The sequence below is a fragment of the Janthinobacterium longum genome (assembly GCF_051380735.1).
Classification (GTDB): domain Bacteria; phylum Pseudomonadota; class Gammaproteobacteria; order Burkholderiales; family Burkholderiaceae_D; genus Janthinobacterium.
Window position 1 is genome coordinate 340,368 of record NZ_JBNYXQ010000001.1, and the last position, 21,620, is coordinate 361,987.

Sequence of the window (21,620 nt, forward strand, 5' to 3'; positions counted from 1 at the left end):
ACTATTTGAATCCCCTTTCCTACCTGCCCTATACCCCTGAGGTCGAAGTCGTCGCCGCCGATGAAGCCCTCCTGACCACCGAAATCGTCGAGACCATGGCCGCCTCGTCGCGCTGCGCGTTCGAGCGCCACCGCCATGCGATCCGCGATGCGCACGCCAAGTCGAACGGCCTGCTCAAAGGCGAACTGACCATCCATGCCGGCCTGCCTGCCGAATTGCGCCAGGGCGTCTTCGCCGAGCCGCGCGTCTATCAGGTGGTCGCGCGCCTGTCATCCGCGCCCAGCGACATCCATTCCGACAAGATCCCGGCCGCGCGCGGTTTTGCGCTCAAACTGATGGCCGTGGACGGCGAACGCCTGTCGCCCGACATCGAGGGGCACAATCAGGATTTCCTGATGGTGAATTTTCCCGCCCTCGCCTTTGGCACCATCGCCAAATACAAGCGCATGCTGGCCCTGCTTGAAGCGAATTCGCACGCGCCCGACACCTTCCAGCGCCTGCTGGCCGGCACCGCCCATGGCGCCAGGCACTTGCTGGAAAGCCTGGGCGGCACGCCCGGCGCGACGCTCGATGGCCTGGCGCGCGACAACCATCATCCACTCGGTGAAACCTACCATACCCAGGCGGCTCTGCGCTTCGGCAACTACATCGCCAAGCTGTCGCTGCACCCGGCCTCGGACAGCGTGGCCAGCCTGGCCGGCCGGGCAATCGACGATGTACAGTATGCGAGCCTGCGCGATGTCGTCAGTACGCATTTTGCCGAACACGGCGCCGAGTACACCTTGTGCGCGCAGCTGTGCACGGACCTGGAACAGATGCCGGTGGAAGACGCGGCCATCGCCTGGCCCGAGGCACTGTCGCCGCATCAGCCGATTGCCACCCTGCGCTTCGCGCCGCAGGCCACGGCCAACCCGGCACGCCAGGTGTATGGCGACGACGTGCTGTCGTTCAATCCGTGGAACGGCGTGGCGGCGCACCGGCCGCTGGGCGGCATCATGCGCATCCGCCGCAGCGCCTATGAGCGCTCGACCACTTTCCGCCACGCCATGAACGCGCAGCCGCGCGTCGAACCTGCGCAAGCTGCAGATATCCCCGATTAAAGGACACACCATGACCGACCACAGTCCAGACCCGCGCCTGGCCGATGAAACCATGCTGGAAAAAATCCGCCGCCAGGTCGACGCCGTCGCCCACGACGCGCCCCACCTGGCGAAGATCGCCCTGGAGGCAATGGTGCGCAAGCATAATCCCGACCTGAAAGGCACGGCCAACTTGGCCGGCAGGGTCGGCAAGCAGTCCGGCAACGTGTCGGAACTGACGGCGATTGCGCCCCTGAAGCCGGGCGGTGCCGAACGCCTGCGCCGCATTTTCGATCTGACCAATGGCAATATGGATGGCGCGCAGCGCGTGTCCACCATGCACGACATGCGCTTCGTTTTTTTTCGACGATGACACGCGCATCCTGTTTGCCACCACCTATGACGGCGACTGGGACAGCTATATCAACGATTTCGCCACCAAGATCCCCGAACTGATGGACCTGCTGTTTGCGAATATCGAAGGCTGGCCCGGCATCGACAGTCCAGCCGTAAAAGACTTTATCGCCGGCCACCAGATCGACGCGGCCGGCTGGTTTGTCGCCAATCCGCAAGTGACCGTGGTCGATACGCGCCGCTTCCAGCGCATGGACAAGGCGCTGACCATTTTTCTCGACCAGATGGCCGCCCACCCGCCGCAGGACGAGGCCACCCGCAAGGCGCTCGACACCCTGAGCCAGTCCCTGGCGCAACCGGAAGGAGTCGATTACTGATGGCCTTTCTGACCGACCTGAAAGCGCGCTTCACGCGCGAACATGTGACGCTGGCGCTGGACGATATCCAGGCATTGATATTGCGCTCGCGCCCGGAACCGTACGTGGGCATCCACGCCATGCTGCATATCGATGATGCCGAGGGCGGCCGCGACTTGCTGCTGCGCATGGCCGCGCATGTGCCGTCGGCCGCCGGCTGGACCGACGACCGCGACGCCTGGATGGGCGTGGCGCTCAGTTTCGAAGGTCTCAAGGCGCTGGGCGTGCCCGACAGCTCGCTGGCCAGTTTTCCACTGCCCTTCCAGCAAGGCATGGCCGGCCGCGCCGAGCATTTGCGCGACGTGGGCAGCAACGCGCCAGAGCACTGGGACGAGGCTTTCCAGCCCGGCACCTGCCATGTTGCGCTGACCATTTACGCCCGCGACGAAGCGGCGCTGGCCGTGGCGCTGGCGCAGGCGATGGGCGAGCTGGAACGCGCCAAAGGCGTGACACTGGTGGGCAAGCACGCGTTTGGTGCCGATGCCGACGCGAAAAATCCGTTCGGCTTTCGCGACTCGATTTCGCAGCCCTTCGTTGCCGGCAGCGGTGTGGCTCCCCTGCCCGGCCAGGAACGTCCGATCGCTGCCGGCGAATTCATCCTCGGCGAAAACAGCGAAACGGGCAAACCGGTGGCGATGCCCGAGCCACCAGAACTGGGCCGCAATGGTTCCTTCGTCGTGCTGCGCAAATATGAGAGCAAGGTCGGCGCCTTCAACGATTTCATCCGCAGCCATGCGCAGGACGAGGCCGCCGAAGAACTCCTCGGCGCCAAGATGGTGGGCCGCTGGCGCAGCGGCGCCCCATTGCCGCTGGCGCCCGAGCGCGACGATCCGGCGCTGGGAGCAGATCCGGCGCGCAACAACGGCTTCGATTTTTCAAACGATGCGCGTGGCCTGATGTGCCCGCACGCTGCCCATATGCGCCGATTGAACCCACGCGACAGCCAGCTGACCATCATGACCGACGTCAATATCCACCGCATTATCCGCCGCTCGTCCACCTTCGGCCCGAAATGGCGGCGTGAACTGACGGCAAGCGACGACAAGGGCGAGCGCGGCATCTTTTTTATCTTTATCAGCGCGCGCGCCTACGACACCATCGAATTTTTCCAGCAGGAATGGATCAACCGCGGCAACTTCATCGACCTGGCGGAAGAACGCGATCCGGTGGTGGGCCTGCAGGAGCGGCCGGGCACCTTCACCATGCCGCAAGTACCGGTGCGCAAACGCGTCGATGGCGTGGGCACCTTCAACCAGTTGCGCGGTGGGGAGTATCTGTTCATGCCGTCGCTGGGGGCGTTGCGGTGGATAGGTGCTGCCGCATGGTCTGCGCCAGCGCAGTCATGATTCAGCCAAGCCGCGCCGCCACTTGCGCCACGCGCTGGCCATAGGCCTTGGCCGTATCGAGGTCGCCCTGTGGGATTTCTTCGACGCTGGCGTCCGATGGCGACTGCACCAGGAGACCAACCGAGCCGCCCAGGTTGTTCAGGTCGGTGCGTTGCGCGGCCTTGCTGTTCGATGGCAACTGGCCCAGGCTGACCCAGATGCCGCCATGCTGCGAAGCCAGGGTCTGCAGGGCAATCAGGGAGACGGCCTTGTCGCCATTGAAGCTGGCGCTGTTGCTGAAGCCGCCAAACACCTTGTCCTGCCAGGCGCGTGCAAGCCAGGCCTTTGAGCTGGCTTCGGCAAATTTCTTGAACTGCCAGCTCGGGCTGCCCATGTAGGTCGGCGTGCCGAAAATGATAGCGTCGGCCGCCTGGAGTTTTTCCCAGCCACCCTCGGGCAGATTGCCTTCGGCATCGATGGCCAGCAGTTCGCCTGCCGCGCCTTCGCTGACGTATTCTGCAACGCGCTTGGTATGGCCATAGCCGGAATGATAAACAACCACGGTTTTTGTCATGAGATTCTCGTTGTAAGGAAGAATCTTCAGTGTAAATGAGGCAGGGCCAGCTTGAAAGTACGTACCAAAAGGTAAGTGTCGGCCCAGCCTGTCGCCTCAGTCAAGCAACGTCACCACCGTCTTGCCAAGCTTCGACTCGGTACGATGGCGTTCGATCGCCGCCGGCAACTCCTCAAAGCGCACTACCGCAACGACCTTCGATTGCAAGCGGCCCTGTGCCACCTCCTCGGCGATCGCTTGCAGGCGTGCCGTATCGAGGGCGTTGACGAACCACAGGCCGCGCTGCCCGGCCGGGGTGTTTGCGGCGATATCGGGCGCAGCGGCGCTGACGATGGCGCCGCCGGCGGCCAGCACCGGCCACGAGCGCTGCACGGCGTCGCCACCGGCGTAGTCCAGCACCAGGTCGATATTGCTGGCGACGTCCTCGAAGCGCTCCTGGTCGCAGGCGATGACATGATCGGCACCCAGGCTGCGCAGGTAGTCCAGGTGGCTGCTGCGCGCGGTGGCAAACACCACGGCGCCGGCCTGGCGCGCATATTGCACCGCAAAGCCGCCCAGGCCGCCGGCCGCTCCATGGATTAATATGCGCTGGCCGGCGTGAAGCGGGCCGGCAAAGTGCAGGCTGCTCCAGGCGGCGCCTGATGCCAGCGGCAAGGCCGCCGCCTGCACGAAGTCCAGCGCATCGGGCACCAGGGCCAGGTTGGCTTGATTGACGGCGACCAGTTCGGCATATGCGCCCAGGCCACCGAGCGGCCCTAGCACCCGGTCACCCTGGCGCAAACGGGTCACACCCTCGCCCACCGCCTCCACCACGCCGGCCAGTTCCTAAAATGGAGACATACCTTGTCGCGCCGTGTCGCCGAGCTTGAAGAGGCCATCGGACTGCGCCTGATCGAGCGCGGCGCGCGGCGCCTGGAGCTGACCGAAGCGGGCCAGTTGCTGCTGCGGCGCACGCAAGGCCCGATGCACGAGGTGGCCGAAGCGGTGGCGGCAGCGCGCGACGGCCTGGCGACGCCGCGCGGCCGGCTGCGGCTCGCCGCAACGCTGCTGTTTTCGCAGGTGGCGCTGGGCGCGATTGCCGCGCGCTTCCTGGCGCGTTATCCGGCAGTGGAGCTCGACGTCGTGGCGGAAGGCCGTGTCGTCGATCTGGTCGACGAGCATTTCGATGTCTCGATCCGCATCAACCCGCCCAACAGTGCGCTGGTCGGCCGGTGTTTTGCGCGGGACAGGATGGTGCTGGCGGCCGCGCCATCAGTCCTCAAACCAACGACCGAGGGCAACACGCAGGCCCTGGTGCCGGCGGTTGTAATGCCCAGCTACCGCGACGGCGACATGTGGCCGGTAGACAGGGGAAACTTTACGGTTGTGCCACGGCCGGTGCTACGCGCGTCGTCGCTGCTGATGGCGCGCGAAGCAATTGCCGCCGGCGCGGGGGCGGCGCTGCTGCCGCGATCGATCATCGGCGCGCTGCTCGATGCCGGTACGCTGGTGTCGTGGGGCGAAGCAGACGAGGAAGTCGAACTGTGGGTGCTGCACACCTCGCGCCGGCTGCAAAGCCCGAAAGTGCGCGCGTTTGTCGACTTCATGTGCGAGCAGTATCCCGCTGGCGCGTTCCAGGCGCCGCTGCGCTAGAAACCGCTAGCCCGGCTCGCCCTCCAGGCGCTGCTTGATAAATTCGATGAAGCGCTGCGTTTTGGCCGGCAGCAGGCGCGTTTCGGTGACGGCGTACACCGGCACCGGCTTGCCATGCCATCCCGGCAGTACCTGGCGCAGCCGGCCCGCCGCCAGGTCGTCGGCGACGATGGCCGGCGGCGTGAGGATAATGCCCTGGTCGAGGGTCGCCAGGCGCCGCAGCATGCCCATGCTGTTGAGCGTGTAGCGGCAACCCACCGTCACCTGCGCTACCTCCGCGCTGTTGTGCAATATCCACTGGCCATTCTTGCTCATGTTGAAGCACTGGTGGCGCACCAGGTCCGCAGGCAAGACAGGCTCGCCTTCGCGCTCCAGATACGTGGGCGAGGCGTACAGGAACGGTGCCAGCGATGCCAGGTGGCGTGCCACCAACTGTGAATCGTCCAGCGCACCTATGCGTATCGCCACATCGAACGGTTCGCTCACCAGGTTGATCTGGCGCGGCGTCAGATCGAAATCGAACGCAATGCCCGGGTACATCTGCGCAAATTCGGCGATCAGCGGCGCCATGTAGGTTACCGCGAAATCGACTGGCAGCGAGGCGCGCAAGGTGCCGCTGGGCTGGGCCAGCATGTCGCCCAACTGCTCATGCGCCAGCCTGGCCTCGTCGACGATGCGCTTGCAGCGCTCGAAATAAATCTGCCCCGCCTCGGTCAGCTCGACCTTGCGCGTGGTGCGATGCAAGAGCCGCAGCCCGATGGCCTTTTCCAGCAGGCTGATCCTGCGTGAAATGGTGGAATTGGGCATGTGCAGCGCTTCGGCAGCACCGCGAAAACCCTTGGCCTTGACCACCTCGACGAACAGTGCCATGTCATTCAAGAACGCCATCATTGCTCCATTTTTGGATCAGTGTATTGCAAATATGCGTATTTATCCTGCTGGATAAGCAGTGCATGATAGCGCAATCGAACAACACGAGATAAGCAAAATGAAGCGAAATACACAACTGTCGTGGGTACCGGCCCAACCGACCTCGGCGGCAGGAAAGCAGGTAGTGATAGTCGGCGGCACCGGCGGCATCGGCCGGGCCCTGGGCAGGCAACTGGCCGCCCAGGGCGCCAAGGTCACCGTGGTCGGCCAGACTTTTCGCGACGCCGACGTGGCCGGCATCAGCTTTATCCAGGCCGATCTGGGCCTGATGAGCGAAGCGCGGCGCGTTGCCGCGCTGCTGCCGGCGCACGCACTGGACTTGCTGATTTTCACCACCGGAATTTTCGCAGCGCCGCAGCGCCAGCAAACGGCTGAAGGGCTGGAGCGCGACATGGCGGTCAGTTTCCTGAACCGCCGGCTGATGCTGGCCACCCTGGCGCCGGCCATGGCGCAGCGCGGCGGCAAGCGCGCCACGCGTCCGCGCATCTTCATGATGGGATACCCCGGCACCGGCGCCGCCGGCAACCTGGACGATCTCAATGCGCAGCGTTCGTACAAGGCCATGCAGGTGCACATGAACACGGTGGCCGGCAATGAAATGCTGGTGCTCGACACGGCACGTCACTACCCGCAACTCGCCAGCTTCGGCCTCAATCCCGGCCTGATCAAGACGAATATCCGCGATAACTTCCTGGGCCAGGGTTCGTGGAAATCGCGCCTGGCGGAGTTCCTGATCGGCGTGCTGTCGCCAAGCGCCGAAACCTACGCGCGCCGCATCGTGCCACTGCTGCTCAGTCCTGGCCTCGATGTGCACAGTGGCGCCATGTTCAACAACAAGGGCCAGTCCATCCTGCCCTCGCCTGCCCTGACACCCGCCCACATCGACAGCTTCATGCAAGCATCGGACACCCTGATCGCCCGCGCCATCACTACCAACCCAACCAGGAAAGAGCATCCCATGACCACCTTATTCGACTCCGTCCGCATCGGCCGCCACGAACTGCCCAACCGTGTGGCCATGGCTCCGATGACGCGCTCGCGCGCCCGATACGACGGCACGCCAGGCGAACTGGCAGCGCTCTACTATGGCCAGCGCGCCAGCGTCGGCCTGGTGATCAGCGAAGGCACCCAGCCATCCGAAGACGGCCAGGGTTACCTGGTCACGCCTGGCATCTATACCGACGCCCATGTCGCCGGCTGGAAGAACGTGGCCGACGCCGTGCACGCCCGGGGCAGCCGCCTGTTCATCCAGCTGATGCACGCTGGGCGCATGTCGCATCCCGACAATACGCCGCACCACCGAGCCCCGGTCGCACCATCGGCCGTCGCCCCCGGCGTGCCGATGTTTACCGCCAGCGGCATGCAGGACATCCCGACGCCGCGCGCCCTGAGCACGCAAGAAGTCCCAGCCACCGTGGCTGACTTCCGCCTGGCCGCGCGGCGCGCCATCGAAGCCGGCGCCGACGGCGTCGAGATCCACGGCGCCAATGGCTACCTGGTGCACCAGTTCTTCGCACCCAATGCCAACACCCGCGGCGACCAGTATGGCGGCGAGATCGCCAACCGCGTCCGCTTCGCGCTGGAAGTGGTGGCGGCGGTGGCCGATGAAATCGGTGCGGACCGCACCGCCATCCGCCTCTCGCCAGGCAGCACGGCCGGCGGTATCGCCGAAGGCAAGCAAGGTCCCGACCTGTACCGCTATCTGGTGGCGGAACTCGACAAGCTGGGCCTGGCCTATCTGCACCTGATGGACCAGGGCGACGAAGATTTGCTGCGCCAGCTGCGCGCCGCCTGGCACGGCACCCTGGTGCTGAACCGCCCGGGACGAGCGCGCGAACAAATAGGCTTTGACGTGGCCAGCGGCCTGGCCGACGTGGAAGCGATAGGCCAGCTGGTACTGGCCAACCCCGACTTCATCGCCCGCCTGCAGGCTGACGCACCGATGAACTCGCCACGGCACGAAACCTATTACGGCGGCACGGAGGTGGGGTATACCGATTATCCGACGCTGCAGGAAAATTCTGGCACCGCAGACGGCAAGGTTCACGCCGCAAATTAAGCGCCGCGCATTTCCAGGCCGCCGCAGCAGGGACTTCGTGTGGCAACCGATGCGCTGGCGATGGCATCATTGCCGCATACCATATGAACAAGGATTATTGGGTCAGTATCGTGTTAGATGGTTCAGTGCCGGCCGACTTGATCTGGAAACTGCTCGATGCCAGTTTCAAGCTGACAAAATAACCAATCAGCAAGGATTCGATCAGCGCATCAGGGGCAGGCTGCACGATTGCATTTTGTGCATTTCGTCAGCCAGTTTGTTATTATAAAGAAATGAAAAAACTCCTCCTCCTGATCTGCCTGCCACTGCTGCTGGCTGCCTGCGGCGCGTTTTCCGGCGCCTTGAGCGACGCTGATGTGGCCCGCTACATCAAGGCCTACGACAACTTTGCCGCTGCGGCGCCTGAACTGAACAAGCTCAAGAGCGAGGACCAGGCCATGTCGCTGCTGACATGCGGGCCGTGCCTGGTGCGGCTGGAAAAAGCGGTGCAGGATGCCGGCTACAAAGACATGAAGACCTTCATCGCGTTTGATATCCGTATGCATGTCACGCTCAGGGCCTGGGCTTACGTGGCCATTACCAAACTGGCCGGGGAGTCCGGCCAGGCGGTGGCGGCGGAGGATTTCTGCAAGATCAAGGAAAATATCGCACGATCAAAAGATGCCGCGGAAATGAAGGTGCATTGCACACGCCTCAAATCCTATACCAGCTTCCTCGACAAGGCCGGCGCGTTTGCGGTGAAACTGGCGGAAAAGCTGCTCAAGGACGGCGATATCGATGTGGTTGCCAGGCATATCGATGCCATCAGCGCCGCCCTCTCTAACGAAAAGCTACCGGCGGACTTGCGTCACAGTGGTGGCGGCTTCGACGACTGATATGTATTGACCTGTCAAATGCTTCGATAAAAATTCCTGTTTTTGTACAGCGCGTTGGTAGCAGAACGGGCGGCATGCCGACGGTTGATCAGTCTGATATGCGCGGGTTGGTTACCGCATGACAACCGATTCGTCGGGGAGCTGCCTTGCTCTAGGATCGAGGATCATTCCATCGCTGGATGCCTCATAGTCGTACCGAGGGTTCTCCCACCGTTGCCCATTCTGCTACCGACGCGCTGTGTGTTCATGCTGCTCTTCTTTATTGATTGACGGCTGGCTGAGGCAGCGCCTGACCGATGGCCCAAATAAAGCCAGCTAGTTCGCGGGACACGGCTGTACATGCCTGTACCTTCAATTTCCCTTTGCCTTCCATCAGCCGATAGCGGGCGCACAGACGCTTTTGTGCTTTCCAGGCAATCTCCTGAACCGCATCGGATGTGCGCTCGGCACGGCGCTCCAGGTGCTTGGTCTTGCGAGCCGGGTGACGGTAGCTCCACGCAGCTTCCACCAACACCCGGCGCACATGGCCGTTGCCGGTCTTGGTGATACCGCCGCGCGACTTGGTGGCGCCGCTTGAGTGTTCGCTCGGCACGACGCCGAGATAAGCCATCAGTTGCGGTGCACTGGCAAATCGCCGCAAATCGCCGATCTCGGCGATGATCGTCACCGCTGTCAGCAGATTGACACCGCGTAACGCCATCAAACCTTCGATCACCGGCCAGAACACCGATCCGCTTGCCGTGACTTCGAGCTGCCGGTCCAGCGCATCGACTCGTTTGCTGAGCATCTTGACCGCGTCCACATATTCTTGGAACACGATCTGCTGGACTGGTTGGAATTTCATCTGTTCAAGCCAGCGGAAATGAGCTTGGGTCCAGTTGGTCTTACCTGCGTAGCTCTTGCCATACCGTAGCAGGAAGGCTGACAGCCGCTGCTTGGCCTTCAATTGCAGACTCTTCATATCTTCGCGCGCCCGTGTCAGATCGCGCAAGCCCTCCTGCGCATCGTCGGGCACCCATACCGCCGTCAGCTCGCCGGCACGATGCAGCCGCGCCAGCATCAGGCTGTCGCGTCTGTCGGTCTTGACACGGTCTCCGGCCTTGCGTGGAATCAGCGACGGCGCCACCACCTGGCAGTCCCAGCCCAGGTCGGTAAGCTGGCGGTGCAGGCCATACCCGCATGGTCCGGCTTCGTAGCAGAAGGACAGTCGCGCGTCGCTCTTGCGCAACTGCCGCACCAGCTTGGCAACCGCTTCTGGCGTATTCTCGATTTCTCCGTGCTAGCGCAACTCGCCTCCGTTTGCCTCAGCTACCGAAACCGCAATCGTCGCCTTGTGCACATCCATGCCCACGTATTTGCTAAACTGTTCCATGACCTGCCCTCCTCAATTGCGGCTCTGCGCCTGGGGTTCCTCGGACCTCAAGCTTAACCCGCGTCGCTTGAGGTCCGGCAGGTCAAATACATTATGTCTAGCGCTTTACTCCCGCTCCCCTTTGGCCATTTGCCCAAACACCTCATCACGCCGCACCCAGGCATGAAACAGGGCCGCGCCGAGGTGGGCAAGAATGGTGGCGAACAGGACATACGCCAGCACGCCGTGCAAGGGACGCAGCATGCCATACACCTCGGGGCTGTGCGGCATGATCGCCGGCAGGGTCACCACGCCGAACATCGGGATCGGATAGCCGCCGGCCGACAGCATGGCCCAGCCGATCAGTGGCATCGCCAGCATCAGGCCATACAGCAGCCAGTGCGAAACATGTGCGGCAAACTTCTGGATGGCAGGCAGGTCGCCCGGCAGCGCCGGCGTCGGCCGGCTCAGGCGGTTGAGCAGGCGCACGATGGCTAGCAGCAAAATGGCGATGCCGAGCGGGCGATGCAGGTCCAGCAAGGGGGCGCGGTATTGCAGTGAGACGACCATGCCGGCGCCGACGAACAGCATGGCGAGTATGGCGGCGGCCATCGACCAGTGCAGCGCGCGGGCCAGCAGATTGAAGTGGCGTGGGCGATTCATCGGGCAGCTCCGTTCTGGTTGACAGGATACGCGGATTTGCCGGTGCTGATTTCGCGTTCGCGGCGGTTGAACGACACCGAATATGCGGCCGAGCGGGCACGCAGGATGGGATCGTCGCTGCCGGCTATGCCGACTGGCAATATCATGGGATCGAAATTGAGGTCGCGGCAAGGGCCGGTCGCTTGCGGCTCAGCATGCGCCAGGGTCAACGTGCCGATGGTGGCCTCCTTGCGTGAATCGGGCCAGGCCTTCGAGGGATCATTGACCGGGTCATCGGCTTCGGCAAATTGCAGCACCATGTCCCACACCAGCGGACCGGCGGCCAGGCGCTGGTCCAGGTCGGTCATCAGGAAATTCGGATCGGCCGCTTTCAGCTGTTCAGGGCTCATGGCGACGAATGGCGTGCGCGGACGCATCGACCAGCGCACCATGCGGTCCACTCCCTTCGGGTCCGTCAGGCGAAACGCGTTGACACCATTGAAACGGGTATTGCCCAGGCTGTCGGAGCGCGGTGCGGTTTTCGCCCAGGCCTGGAAGGCGGCGATCTCGGGATGCGCGGCCAGCACCGCCTTCATCTTCTCCGGGTCGGACTTGCCGGTGGCGGGATCGGGCTTGCCGGCCTCGTTCATCGCCTGGAATGCCTGCGGCGTGGCGGCGGCAAAAAACGGGAAGCTGTTCATGGCGATGCGCCATTCCTGGCCGTCGTCGGTTTTCAGCTGCACCGCCATGCCACGCACCGGAGAAGCACCGTCCGGCGCATAGGGATTATTGGACGACGCAGAGAAGCGTCCGATGACGGCAATCGACGGCTGCGAGAATGCGCGCGCCTTCGACAGGCTGGCAGCGTCAAGCGTGGGGGCAAAGGTGCCGGCAAAGCAGACGCCCTTGCTGTGCGCACGCCGGAAGCCAGGCGCCTGCGTACCCGATCCCTGGGCCAAGTCCATCATTTTTTGCGGGGTCAGCCTGGCGTTGCCGAACCAGCCGCCGACCCACGCGAACAGCGCGGCCAGGACCAGCAGGATCAAGGCAATTGGTAACAGCAGCAGCAAGGAGCCGCGGCGCGGCGGAGAACTGGGGGTGGACATGTCGGTCTGGCTTTCGTTGATATGATGGCTGGCGACAAAGAATAGTCGTTTTGCCGGCGATGATAACGCGTCCGGCACAGCTGCGTGCGCCAACCAATAAACGCCGCACCGCGCGCACGATAGCGAGGCATTCTCCTACAGCGGCTTCGCGGCACCGCATTTGCTGGTAAATTGCGAACTTACCAGATACACGACTCCCAACTTCTTTTCCCGGCACCCCATGAAAACGTTTCATTGCAACAAGTGTTCACAGCAGGTTTTTTTCGAAAACACCCACTGTTCCAACTGCAACAGCATGTTGGGCTTCGAGCCCACGCTGCGCACCATCAACAGCTATGAACCAGCCGGGGATGGCTTGTGGAGTAGCCTGAACAGCAAAGACGCAGGCAAGCTGTACAAGCAATGCAGCAATTATGTGCAGTACAACGTCTGCAATTGGATGATTCCTGCCGACGATCCGCATGAGCTGTGCCAGTCTTGCCAGTTCAACGATGTCATACCGGAGCTGTCCACGGAAAAGAATCTGGTGTTGTGGTCGCGCCTGGAAACGGCCAAACGCCGCCTGCTGTTTTCCCTGGCCGCCCTGAACCTGACCCCGGACTCGAAAGACGATCAGCCTGAAACCGGCCTGGCCTTCAATTTCCTCGAAGACGGCGTGACGGATGAGTGCGTGATGACAGGCCATGACAACGGACTGATCACGCTCAATATCGCCGAAGCCGATCCTGCCGAGCGTGAGCGCACGCGCGAACAGATGCATGAGCGCTACCGCACTTTGCTGGGGCATTTCCGCCATGAAAGCGGACACTATTATTTCGACCGGCTGGTTGCTGACACCCCATGGATAGACGGTTTCCGTGCCCTCTACGGTGACGAACGCGCCGACTATGGCGAAGCCCTGCAGCGCCATTACAGCGCAGGCCCGGTTGCCAACTGGGAAGAGCGCTTCGTCAGCAGCTATGCCAGCTCGCACCCCTGGGAAGACTGGGCCGAAACCTGGGCACACTACCTGCACATGCTCGACACGCTGGAAACAGCGCACGCCTGCGGCCTGTCGCTCAAGCCTGCCAGGCCTGACGAGCCCTCCATGGAAGGCGTGACCCTGCCGGCGCGGCTCGACACCTTCGACGATACGATAGCCGACTGGTTTGCCCTGACGTATGTGCTCAACAGCCTCAATCGCAGCATCGGCATGCCGGACTCCTATCCGTTCAAGCTCAGCACGCCGGTGCTGGAAAAACTGACCTTCGTGCACAAGGTAGTGGCGTCGTACAAGCAGACCGGCATCAAAAACCTGGTCAAACCGGCGGCTCCAGCAGCTGCACCGTTACCTGCATCCGATGCGGTGGCACCGCCGGTCCAAACTGGTTGAAAATGGCCACGTCGGCCGCGTCGCGCCCGTAGGCAAGGGTGACGCGGCCGCCGCGCGCAGCTTCTTGCGTGGGGTCGAAGGTATACCAGCGCCCCCCTGCCCAGGCCTCGAACCAGGCATGCAGATCCATCGGCGCCAGGTCGTGCAGATAGCCCACCACGATACGGGCCGGAATACACAGGCTGCGGCACAGCGCAATGCCCAGATGGGCCAGATCGCGGCACACGCCTTCGCGCCGCAGGTTGACCTCGGCGGCCGTCATTTGGCCGTAGGCCGTGGCCGGATCGAAGCGCACCTCGCGCCGTATCCAGTCGCACAGTGCGGCTACCTGGTCGTAGCCCGGCGCCACGCCGGCGACAATCTCGCCGGCCATGGTTGAAAATTGCTCGGATTCACAATAGCGGCTCGGCAGCAGGAAGGCCAGCACGGCGTCGGGCAGATCTTGCACGGCATCGAACGGCGCACCGGGCGCCACATCGATGTCGTGCGAGGTCATCACGTCGGCATTCGTGTCGATGGAAAATTCGCCGGCCGGCGCCACCAGACGCTGGCACAGGTTGCCGTACATATCGGTGAACTCGATCACCGGCACGCTGGGCGTGAGCAGGTAGGCTTCGCGCGCCACCCATTGTTGGGCGCCGCTGCGGGGACGCAACATCAGGATGAACGGGGTCGCACTGTCAAGTGTGAAGTCCAGCTTGCAGGCAGTACGCAGCCACATGGCGTTAATCGCTTTCAATTTTTGTGTGATTTGCACCATCATGGTGCGTCGCGCGAGACACAGATCGTCGCTGCGGTGCATTGCTGGCGTGCAGAAGGCAGGAAGTATCTTAGCACTACAGTATTATCAAGAACTGTGCCTGCGGTACGCGGCGTGTTACGCTGATACTTATGGTATGAATTATGCTTACCCAAGCTTATCGCGATGATACAAATCGCGTCCACATGAAAAGGCATTCCGCATGGCTATCCGTATCGCGCTGCACCACAAGACCAGTTACCGCTATGACCGCCTGGTCAATCTGTCGCCGCATGAAGTACGTCTGCGTCCGGCACCACACGCGCGCACACCGATCCTGTCGTACTCGCTGACGGTGCAGCCCCAGGATCACTTCATCAACTGGCAGCAAGACCCCTACGGCAACTACATCGGCCGGTTTGTCTTCCAGGAAAAAACTGACGTACTCGACTTTACGGTTGACCTGGTGGCCGACATGACGGTCATCAATCCCTTCGATTTCTTCGTTGAAAAATACGCCGAAAAATTTCCATTTTCCTACCCGGAACAGCTGGCAGCGGAACTGAGCCCCTACCTGATGACGGAAACGGCCGGGCCGCTGCAAACCGAATGGGTGGCGTCGGCCCGCGCTGAGCTGCTGGCGCAGCCCATGCTGACCAACGACTTCCTGGTGGCCATCAACCAGCGCCTGCAGCGCGATATTGCCTACCTGCTGCGTATGGAACCAGGCGTGCAGGCGCCCGAGGATACCCTGGAAAAACGCTCGGGCTCGTGCCGCGACACAGGCTGGCTGCTGGTGCAGATCCTGCGCGAAATGGGGCTGGCGGCGCGTTTTGTGTCCGGCTACCTGATCCAGCTGCGCCCCGACCAGGAGTCGCTTGACGGCCCCAGTGGCGCGGCCGAAGACTTTACCGACCTGCATGCATGGACCGAAGTCTATATTCCCGGCGCCGGCTGGATCGGGCTGGACCCGACCTCCGGCATGCTGGCCAGCGAGGGCCATATTCCGCTCGCCTGCACCGCCATGCCCTCGTCGGCCGCACCGGTCAGCGGCTACACAGACCAGGCCGAAGTGACGTTCTACCATGAAATGACGGTCACCCGCATCCACGAAGACCCGCGCGTGACGAAACCATATTCGGAAGCGGACTGGCAAAAAATCGACCAGCTGGGCCAGCAGGTCGATGCCGACCTGAAACGCCAGGACGTGCGCCTGACGCAGGGCGGCGAGCCGACCTTCGTGTCGATCGATGACATGGATGGCGCGCAGTGGAACACCCTCGCCCACGGTGACGAAAAACGCGAACTGGCCGGCAATCTGATGCACCGCCTGAAAAACCACTTTGCGCCGGGCGGCATGCTGCATTACGGCCAGGGCAAATGGTATCCGGGCGAGCCGCTGCCGCGCTGGGCGCTCAATATCTTCTGGCGCGTCGACGGCCAGCCGATGTGGCTCGACGCCACCCTGTTTTCCGACGAACATGTGGACGACGGCTATGGCAGCGAGCAGGCAGCCAGCTTTGCCGCCGAACTGACCCGTACATTGCGCCTGCCGGCCGGCAGCGCCATCGCCGCCTATGAAGACGTGCTGCTGCAGGCCCAGCGCGAACAGGCGTTGCCGCGCAACCTCGACCCGCTGCAAGCCGACCTGAAGGCGCCCGAAGAGCGCCGCCGCCTGGCGCGGCTGCTCGAACGCGGCCTGGGCCAGGTGGCAGGCTACGTGCTGCCGCTGAAGGCCGCCGACTACGATCCATCCGTCATGCTGGGTACCAACTGGCGTACCTCGGCCTGGCCGCTGCGGCGCGAACACCTGTACCTGATCGAAGGCGATTCGCCGATGGGCCTGCGCCTGCCGCTGGCCAACTTGCCATGGGTCCTGCCGGAAGAGCGTGAAGCCGATCTTGAGTTCGACGTCGATCCGTTTGCGCCGCGCGGCGCGCTGCCAGCCGCGAAAAAAGACAAGCGCCCGGTGCTGGGCGTGGCTGCCGGCAAGGCCGACAACAGCGCGAAAGCGCGCACGCCGCAAGACCCGGCTGCCCGCGAGGTGATCCACACGGCGCTGTGCATCGAAGCGCGGGCCGGCCGCCTGTACATCTTCATGCCGCCGCTCAAGCGCATCGAAGACTACCTGGCGCTGGTGACGGCAGTGGAAAATACTGCCTCCAAATTGAAACTGAAACTGCGCATGGAAGGCTATCCGCCGCCGCGCGACCCGCGCATCAAGCTGCTCAGCGTGACGCCCGACCCTGGCGTCATCGAAGTCAACATCCATCCGGCGGCCAGCTGGAACGAGCTGGTGTATAACATGTCGACCCTGTACCAGGAAGCGCGCCTGACACGCCTGGGCACCGAAAAATTCATGCTCGACGGCCGCCATACCGGCACCGGCGGCGGCAACCACGCCACACTTGGTGGCGCCACCGCCGAAGACAGCCCGATGCTGCGCCGGCCCGACCTGCTGAAAAGCCTGATCACCTACTGGCAAGTGCATCCGGCGCTCTCCTACCTGTTCTCGGGTACCTTTATCGGGCCGACCAGCCAGGCGCCGCGCGTCGATGAGGCGCGTGACGACAATCTGTACGAACTGGCCATCGCCTTCCAGCAGATGGACCAGGTGCTGCCAAACATGCACCCGGGCGACAAGCCGTGGATGGTCGACCGCCTGCTGCGCAATATGCTGGTCGACCTGACCGGCAATACGCACCGCTCGGAATTCTCGATCGACAAGCTGTATTCGCCGGACGGCCCGACCGGCCGCCTGGGCCTGGTGGAATTCCGTGCCTTCGAGATGCCGCCGCACGAGCGCATGAGCCTGCTGCAAATGCTGCTGCTGCGCGCTTTGGTGGCGCGCTTCTGGCGCCAGCCGTTCCAGGCCAGGCTGGTGCACTGGGGTACGGCGCTGCATGATCGCTGGATGCTGCCGCATTTCGTCGCCCAGGATATCCGCGATGTGGCGCGTGACCTGCGTTCGGCCGGCTACCAGTTCGAGGATCACTGGTTCGAGCCTTTCATCGAATTCCGCTTCCCCCGTTTCGGCACGGTGGTCTACGAGGGCGTGGAAATGGAACTGCGCCAGGCCATCGAGCCATGGAACGTGCTGGGTGAGGAAGTTTCCGCCGGCGGCACGGCGCGCTATGTCGATTCGTCGGTCGAGCGCATGCAGTTGCTGGTGCGCGGCCTGACGGACGGGCGCCATATCGTGGCCTGCAACGGCCGCATGCTGCCGCTGCATCCGACCGGCGTGCCGGGTGAATACGTGGCCGGCGTGCGCTTCCGTGCGTGGAGTCCATGGTCGGCCCTGCATCCGAGCATCGGGGTACAGGCGCCGCTCACCTTCGACCTGGTCGACACCTGGAGCGGACGCGCGATCGGCGGCTGCACCTACCATGTGGTGCATCCGGGCGGACGCAGCGAGGCCGGCTCGCCGGTCAATGCCAACGCCGCCGAAGCACGCCGGTTTGCGCGCTTCTGGCCACATGGCCACACGCCAGGCCCGATGACTGTGATGAAAGAGGCACATAATCCGAGCTTCCCGATGACCCTGGACTTGCGCTGGCAGCCGTATTGACCTATTGTTGCGATCCTGCAATAGAATCGCAACGCGTGCCCATGTCCTCTCCCCTCCTTGCCCACTACCTGGCCGCGCCCGACAGCTACGATGAAATGCTGGACGCGGCCAAGGTACCGCGCGCCCACTGGCGCGCGATGCTGGCCAACCTGGAGCTCGAAGCGCCGGGCATGATGCGCCAGCGCAACGAGATGGTGCAGCGCCAGGTGCGCGAAAACGGCGTCACCTACAATGTGCCTGCAGACCGGGACGGGCGCCAGCGGCCCTGGGACCTCAACGCCCTGCCGCTGATACTGCCGCCCGACGAATGGAGCGTGATCGAAGCGGCGGTGATACAGCGCGCCACCCTGCTCAACAATATCCTCGGCGATGTGTATGGCGAGCAGCGCATGCTGCGCGAAGGCCTGCTGCCGCCGGCACTGATACACGGCCATGCAGGCTTCCTGCGCCCCTGCCACGATATTGCGCATCATGACAACGTGGCCCTGCATTTTTACGCGGTGGACCTGGCGCGCGCGCCCGATGGCAAATGGTGGGTGGTAGCCGACCGCACGCAGGCGCCTTCGGGCGCCGGCTATGCACTGGAAAACCGCGCCATCATTTCGCCCACCTTCCCCGACCTGCTGCGCGAACTGAAAGTGCAGCCGCTGTCGCAATTTTTCCGCACCATGCACGACAGCCTGGTGCACTGGGGCAGGCAGTGCGCGGCAAGCGGCGACACACCGGCGCCGCTGCGCGACGGCGACAACCCGCTGATCGTGCTGCTGACGGCCGGCCCGCGCACCGCCAGCTATTACGAGCAGGCCTACCTGGCGCGCCATCTGGGCCTGCCGCTGGTCGAAGGCGGCGACCTGACCGTGCGCGACGGCGTGGTCTACCTGAAAACCCTGGCCGGCCTGCAGCGGGTTCATGTGATCATGCGCCGGGTCGACGACGAGGCCTGCGATCCGCTGGAACTGGACAGCTCGATGCTGGGCGTGGCGGGCCTGACCCAGGCGGCGCGGCGCGGCAATGTACTGCTCGCCAACAGCCTCGGCTCCAGCCTGCTTGAATCGGGCGCCCTGCTGGGCTTTTTGCCGGCACTGTCGCGCCGCCTGCTGGGCGAGCCATTGAAGATGCCGTCGGTCGCCACCTGGTGGTGCGGCGAACCGGCTGCCCTGGAGGCAGTGATCGGCAAGCTTGACCGGCTGGTCATCAAGCCAAGTTTCTCTCAGCGTCCCCAGTCTGCCGTGTTCGGCAAGGATCTCGATGGCACGGCACGCGAGGCGTTTATCGCCGCACTGCGCGCCAACCCCGGCAATTTCATCGCCCAGGAAGTGGTGCGGCTGTCGCAGGCGCCGGTGTGGAAAGGCGGCGCCACGCCAGGCTTGCAGGCGCGCGCCATCGGCCTGCGCGTGTTCGCCTGTGCCACCCCAACCGGCTATGTGGTGATGCCGGGCGGCCTGACCCGCGTGGCCACCGGCCCGGATGCACGCGTACTGACCATGCACATGGGCGGCGCCAGCAAGGACACCTGGGTGCAGGCGCGCGCAAAAGTGGAGGTGCAACGCCCGCAGCACCGCAGCATCACCAGCGAGAACCTGGTACGCGAAGACACCAACCTGTCGAGCCGGGTGGCGGAAAACCTGCTGTGGTTCGGACGCCACGCGGAACGCTGCGACAATACCGGCCGCCTGCTGCGCGTGGCGCTGCATTTCCTGTTCAATGTGCGCTTCGACCAGCGCGGTGCGGAGTGGCCCACGGTGGAAGCCTTGTGCATCCATTTCCAGCTGCTCGACGCTGCCAGGAAGCCGGCGCCGCTGGCTGCTGTCCAGTCCCAGTCTCAGTCCCAGTCGCAGTCACAAAGCCAGGGCGCGCAAGTCATGGCGCAGAGCCAGGCCGGTGTCGCGCCGGCCACCATTTTCAGCGACGCCGAGATCGAATCGGCGCTGCTGCTGGCCGTGGTATCACCGGACGTGCCCGGGCTGGCGCGCCAGCAGCACCAGTTGCACCGCGTCGCCGGCCAGTTGCACGAGCGCTTTTCGGTCGATAACTGGCGCGCCCTGAACCGCATGGTGCAGCCGGCGGTGTACGCCGGCGAGCGGCCGTCGCAGTCGGCGGCCATGACCATTCTGGACGATGCCGCCGCCTCGCTGATGATGCTGGCCGGCTTTGCGCTCGACGGCATGACGCGCGACCTGGGCTGGCGTTTCATGTCGATAGGCCGGCGTCTCGAACGGCTGCAATTCCAGTGCGAGGTGCTGCAGCGCGCCCTGGCAATGGATCGCAACGCCAACCTGGAATGGCTGCTGGAGCTGTCCGACAGCATCGTTACCTACCGCGCCCGCTACCGCGCCCAGCCCGAGTGGCTGCCGGTGCTGGACCTGCTGCTGTGCGACGAGAGCAATCCGCGCTCCGTGCTGTTCCAGATCGACGGCATCCTGGGCACGCTGCAAAGGGTCGAGCAGACCCACGGTGCCTGCGGCGCCCACCTGCTGGCGCCCTTGAGGGATGAATTGAACGCGCTGGCGCCGGGCACCGACCTCAACTACGGCAACGCCACCCTGAGCGCCCTGCTGAACCGGATCCAGCTGGCCAGTGCGGCCCTGTCCGAGCAGATCAGCGTGCAATTTTTCAGCTATACCGACAATGGCCAGCAAAGGAAGCGCACATCATGAGTGACTGGCCCGCCGGCACGGCAGCCTGCGCCCGCTACCGCGTGGTGCACGAAACGCGCTACCGCTATCAAAGCACGGTGACCCTGTCGCAGCAATACCTGCACATGACGCCGCGCCCGTTTGCCTGGCAGCAGACCGAATCGCATCTGATCTGGCTCGATCCGGTAGTGAACGAAAGCAGAGAGGGACTGGACTACTTCGGCAACCTCATCCGCCACGTGGCGCTCACTGCGCAGCACGACAGCCTGCTGGTGCATGCCGAGTCGACGGTAGTGCTGCGCGCACGCCCCGGCCTGGCGGCGATCGCCGCAGCCTTGCCGTGGGAAAGCGTGCGCGACATGATGGGCAAGGAGAAAAGCGCTGCCACACTCGAAGCATGCCGCTATCTGTACGCCTCGCCGCACGTCAAGTGGTTCCCGGAACTGGAAGACTACGCACGCGTCAGCTTTACGGCAGGCCGCCCGCAGCTCGACGCGGCACTGGAGCTGACCCAGCGCATTTTCGACGACTTTGAATTCGACAGCAAGGCGACCGAGATTTCTACCCCGCTCGAACAGGTGATGCGCGGCCGGCGTGGCGTGTGCCAGGATTTTGCCCAGCTGATGATAGGCTGCTTGCGCAGCATCGGCCTGCCGGCGCGCTACATCAGCGGCTACCTGCTGACTCACCCGCCCGCCGGCAAGCCGCGTCTGGTCGGCGCCGACGCCTCGCACGCCTGGGTATCGGTATATTGCCCCGCGCTGGGCTGGATCGATTTCGACCCGACCAACCGCTGCCTGGTGCAGCACGAACACATCACGCTGGGCTGGGGCCGCGACTTCAGCGACGTCACGCCGATGCGTGGCGTGGTGCTGGGCGGCGGGCGGCAGGATCTTGATGTGCAGGTGACGGTGACGCCGTTGCCGGTGCTGCAGGGGGCCTGACCGGCCTTGCAGACTCCG

16 protein-coding genes and 3 pseudogenes are annotated in these 21,620 nt (G+C 63.8%); 12 read left to right on the top strand and 7 right to left on the bottom strand.

Annotated elements, in window-relative coordinates; all coding sequences use genetic code 11:
* The first annotated feature begins 5 nt into the window (after positions 1-5).
* From ACQ4WM_RS01540 to ACQ4WM_RS01555, 4 genes are read left to right on the top strand one after another with little or no spacing between them, the layout of a single operon-like run.
* Positions 6-1,100, top strand: a complete 1,095-nt coding sequence (locus ACQ4WM_RS01540; RefSeq protein WP_436544960.1) for a catalase family protein — start codon at positions 6-8, stop codon at positions 1,098-1,100.
* 10 nt (positions 1,101-1,110) lie between these two features.
* Complete coding sequence (locus tag ACQ4WM_RS01545; RefSeq protein WP_436544961.1) at positions 1,111-1,452, top strand: hypothetical protein; 342 nt, start codon at positions 1,111-1,113, stop codon at positions 1,450-1,452.
* Positions 1,394-1,810 carry a hypothetical protein gene (locus ACQ4WM_RS01550; protein WP_436544962.1) on the top strand — a complete coding sequence of 139 codons (417 nt, stop codon included), beginning with the start codon at positions 1,394-1,396 and terminating at the stop codon, positions 1,808-1,810. Before ACQ4WM_RS01545 ends, ACQ4WM_RS01550 begins: the two co-directional genes overlap by 59 nt.
* Positions 1,810-3,195: a Dyp-type peroxidase gene (locus ACQ4WM_RS01555; RefSeq protein ID WP_436544963.1), complete on the top strand. Its 1,386-nt coding sequence runs from the start codon at positions 1,810-1,812 to the stop codon at positions 3,193-3,195. Before ACQ4WM_RS01550 ends, ACQ4WM_RS01555 begins: the two co-directional genes overlap by 1 nt.
* A gap of 1 nt (position 3,196) precedes the next feature.
* Here the strand turns inward: ACQ4WM_RS01555 and ACQ4WM_RS01560 are convergent, their stop codons facing one another.
* Positions 3,197-3,748, bottom strand: coding sequence for a flavodoxin family protein (locus ACQ4WM_RS01560; protein WP_436544964.1), 552 nt, complete (start codon positions 3,746-3,748; stop codon positions 3,197-3,199).
* A 96-nt stretch (positions 3,749-3,844) separates the two neighbouring features.
* A pseudogene (locus ACQ4WM_RS01565) lies at positions 3,845-4,573 on the bottom strand (NADP-dependent oxidoreductase); the annotation flags it as partial.
* 18 nt (positions 4,574-4,591) lie between these two features.
* Between ACQ4WM_RS01565 and ACQ4WM_RS01570 the strand changes: the two are divergent.
* Entirely contained in the window at positions 4,592-5,380 is a 789-nt protein-coding gene (locus ACQ4WM_RS01570; RefSeq protein WP_436544965.1) for a LysR family transcriptional regulator, read from the top strand.
* A gap of 6 nt (positions 5,381-5,386) precedes the next feature.
* Here the strand turns inward: ACQ4WM_RS01570 and ACQ4WM_RS01575 are convergent, their stop codons facing one another.
* On the bottom strand, positions 5,387-6,268 hold the full coding sequence (locus ACQ4WM_RS01575) for a LysR family transcriptional regulator (protein WP_436546182.1): 882 nt from the start codon (positions 6,266-6,268) through the stop codon (positions 5,387-5,389).
* 100 nt (positions 6,269-6,368) lie between these two features.
* Between ACQ4WM_RS01575 and ACQ4WM_RS01580 the strand changes: the two are divergent.
* The 3 genes and pseudogenes from ACQ4WM_RS01580 to ACQ4WM_RS01595 form a co-directional block, all read left to right on the top strand.
* A pseudogene (locus ACQ4WM_RS01580) lies at positions 6,369-6,761 on the top strand (SDR family NAD(P)-dependent oxidoreductase); the annotation flags it as partial.
* Positions 6,762-7,268: 507 nt separating this feature from the next.
* Complete coding sequence (locus tag ACQ4WM_RS01585; protein WP_436546183.1) at positions 7,269-8,369, top strand: alkene reductase; 1,101 nt, start codon at positions 7,269-7,271, stop codon at positions 8,367-8,369.
* Between the two features lie 272 nt (positions 8,370-8,641).
* Complete coding sequence (locus tag ACQ4WM_RS01595; protein WP_436544966.1) at positions 8,642-9,244, top strand: hypothetical protein; 603 nt, start codon at positions 8,642-8,644, stop codon at positions 9,242-9,244.
* A 259-nt stretch (positions 9,245-9,503) separates the two neighbouring features.
* Here ACQ4WM_RS01595 and ACQ4WM_RS01600 read toward each other — a convergent pair.
* From ACQ4WM_RS01600 to ACQ4WM_RS01610, 3 genes and pseudogenes are all read right to left on the bottom strand, one after another.
* Positions 9,504-10,616 (bottom strand): annotated as a pseudogene (locus ACQ4WM_RS01600) (IS110 family RNA-guided transposase).
* A gap of 105 nt (positions 10,617-10,721) precedes the next feature.
* On the bottom strand, positions 10,722-11,258 hold the full coding sequence (locus ACQ4WM_RS01605) for a cytochrome b (protein WP_436544967.1): 537 nt from the start codon (positions 11,256-11,258) through the stop codon (positions 10,722-10,724).
* Entirely contained in the window at positions 11,255-12,343 is a 1,089-nt protein-coding gene (locus ACQ4WM_RS01610; RefSeq protein WP_436544968.1) for a catalase family peroxidase, read from the bottom strand. Before ACQ4WM_RS01610 ends, ACQ4WM_RS01605 begins: the two co-directional genes overlap by 4 nt.
* Positions 12,344-12,563: 220 nt before the next feature.
* On the opposite strand from ACQ4WM_RS01610, the gene ACQ4WM_RS01615 reads away from it, so the two are divergent.
* Complete coding sequence (locus tag ACQ4WM_RS01615) at positions 12,564-13,715, top strand: zinc-binding metallopeptidase family protein (RefSeq protein ID WP_436544969.1); 1,152 nt, start codon at positions 12,564-12,566, stop codon at positions 13,713-13,715.
* Here ACQ4WM_RS01615 and ACQ4WM_RS01620 read toward each other — a convergent pair.
* On the bottom strand, positions 13,642-14,478 hold the full coding sequence (locus ACQ4WM_RS01620; RefSeq protein WP_436544970.1) for a transglutaminase-like domain-containing protein: 837 nt from the start codon (positions 14,476-14,478) through the stop codon (positions 13,642-13,644). The genes ACQ4WM_RS01615 and ACQ4WM_RS01620 overlap by 74 nt on opposite strands.
* Positions 14,479-14,677: 199 nt before the next feature.
* Between ACQ4WM_RS01620 and ACQ4WM_RS01625 the strand changes: the two genes are divergently transcribed.
* The 3 genes from ACQ4WM_RS01625 to ACQ4WM_RS01635 are packed head-to-tail and all read left to right on the top strand — an operon-like array spanning position 14,678 to position 21,602.
* Positions 14,678-18,022, top strand: coding sequence for a transglutaminase family protein (locus ACQ4WM_RS01625; RefSeq protein ID WP_436544971.1), 3,345 nt, complete (start codon positions 14,678-14,680; stop codon positions 18,020-18,022).
* Between the two features lie 41 nt (positions 18,023-18,063).
* Positions 18,064-20,679 (top strand): circularly permuted type 2 ATP-grasp protein, encoded by a 2,616-nt coding sequence (locus tag ACQ4WM_RS01630; RefSeq protein ID WP_436544972.1) that lies wholly within the window; start codon positions 18,064-18,066, stop codon positions 20,677-20,679.
* Positions 20,676-21,602 (top strand): transglutaminase family protein, encoded by a 927-nt coding sequence (locus ACQ4WM_RS01635; protein WP_436544973.1) that lies wholly within the window; start codon positions 20,676-20,678, stop codon positions 21,600-21,602. The genes ACQ4WM_RS01630 and ACQ4WM_RS01635 overlap by 4 nt, the downstream gene beginning before the upstream one ends.
* The last annotated feature ends 18 nt before the right edge of the window (positions 21,603-21,620 follow it).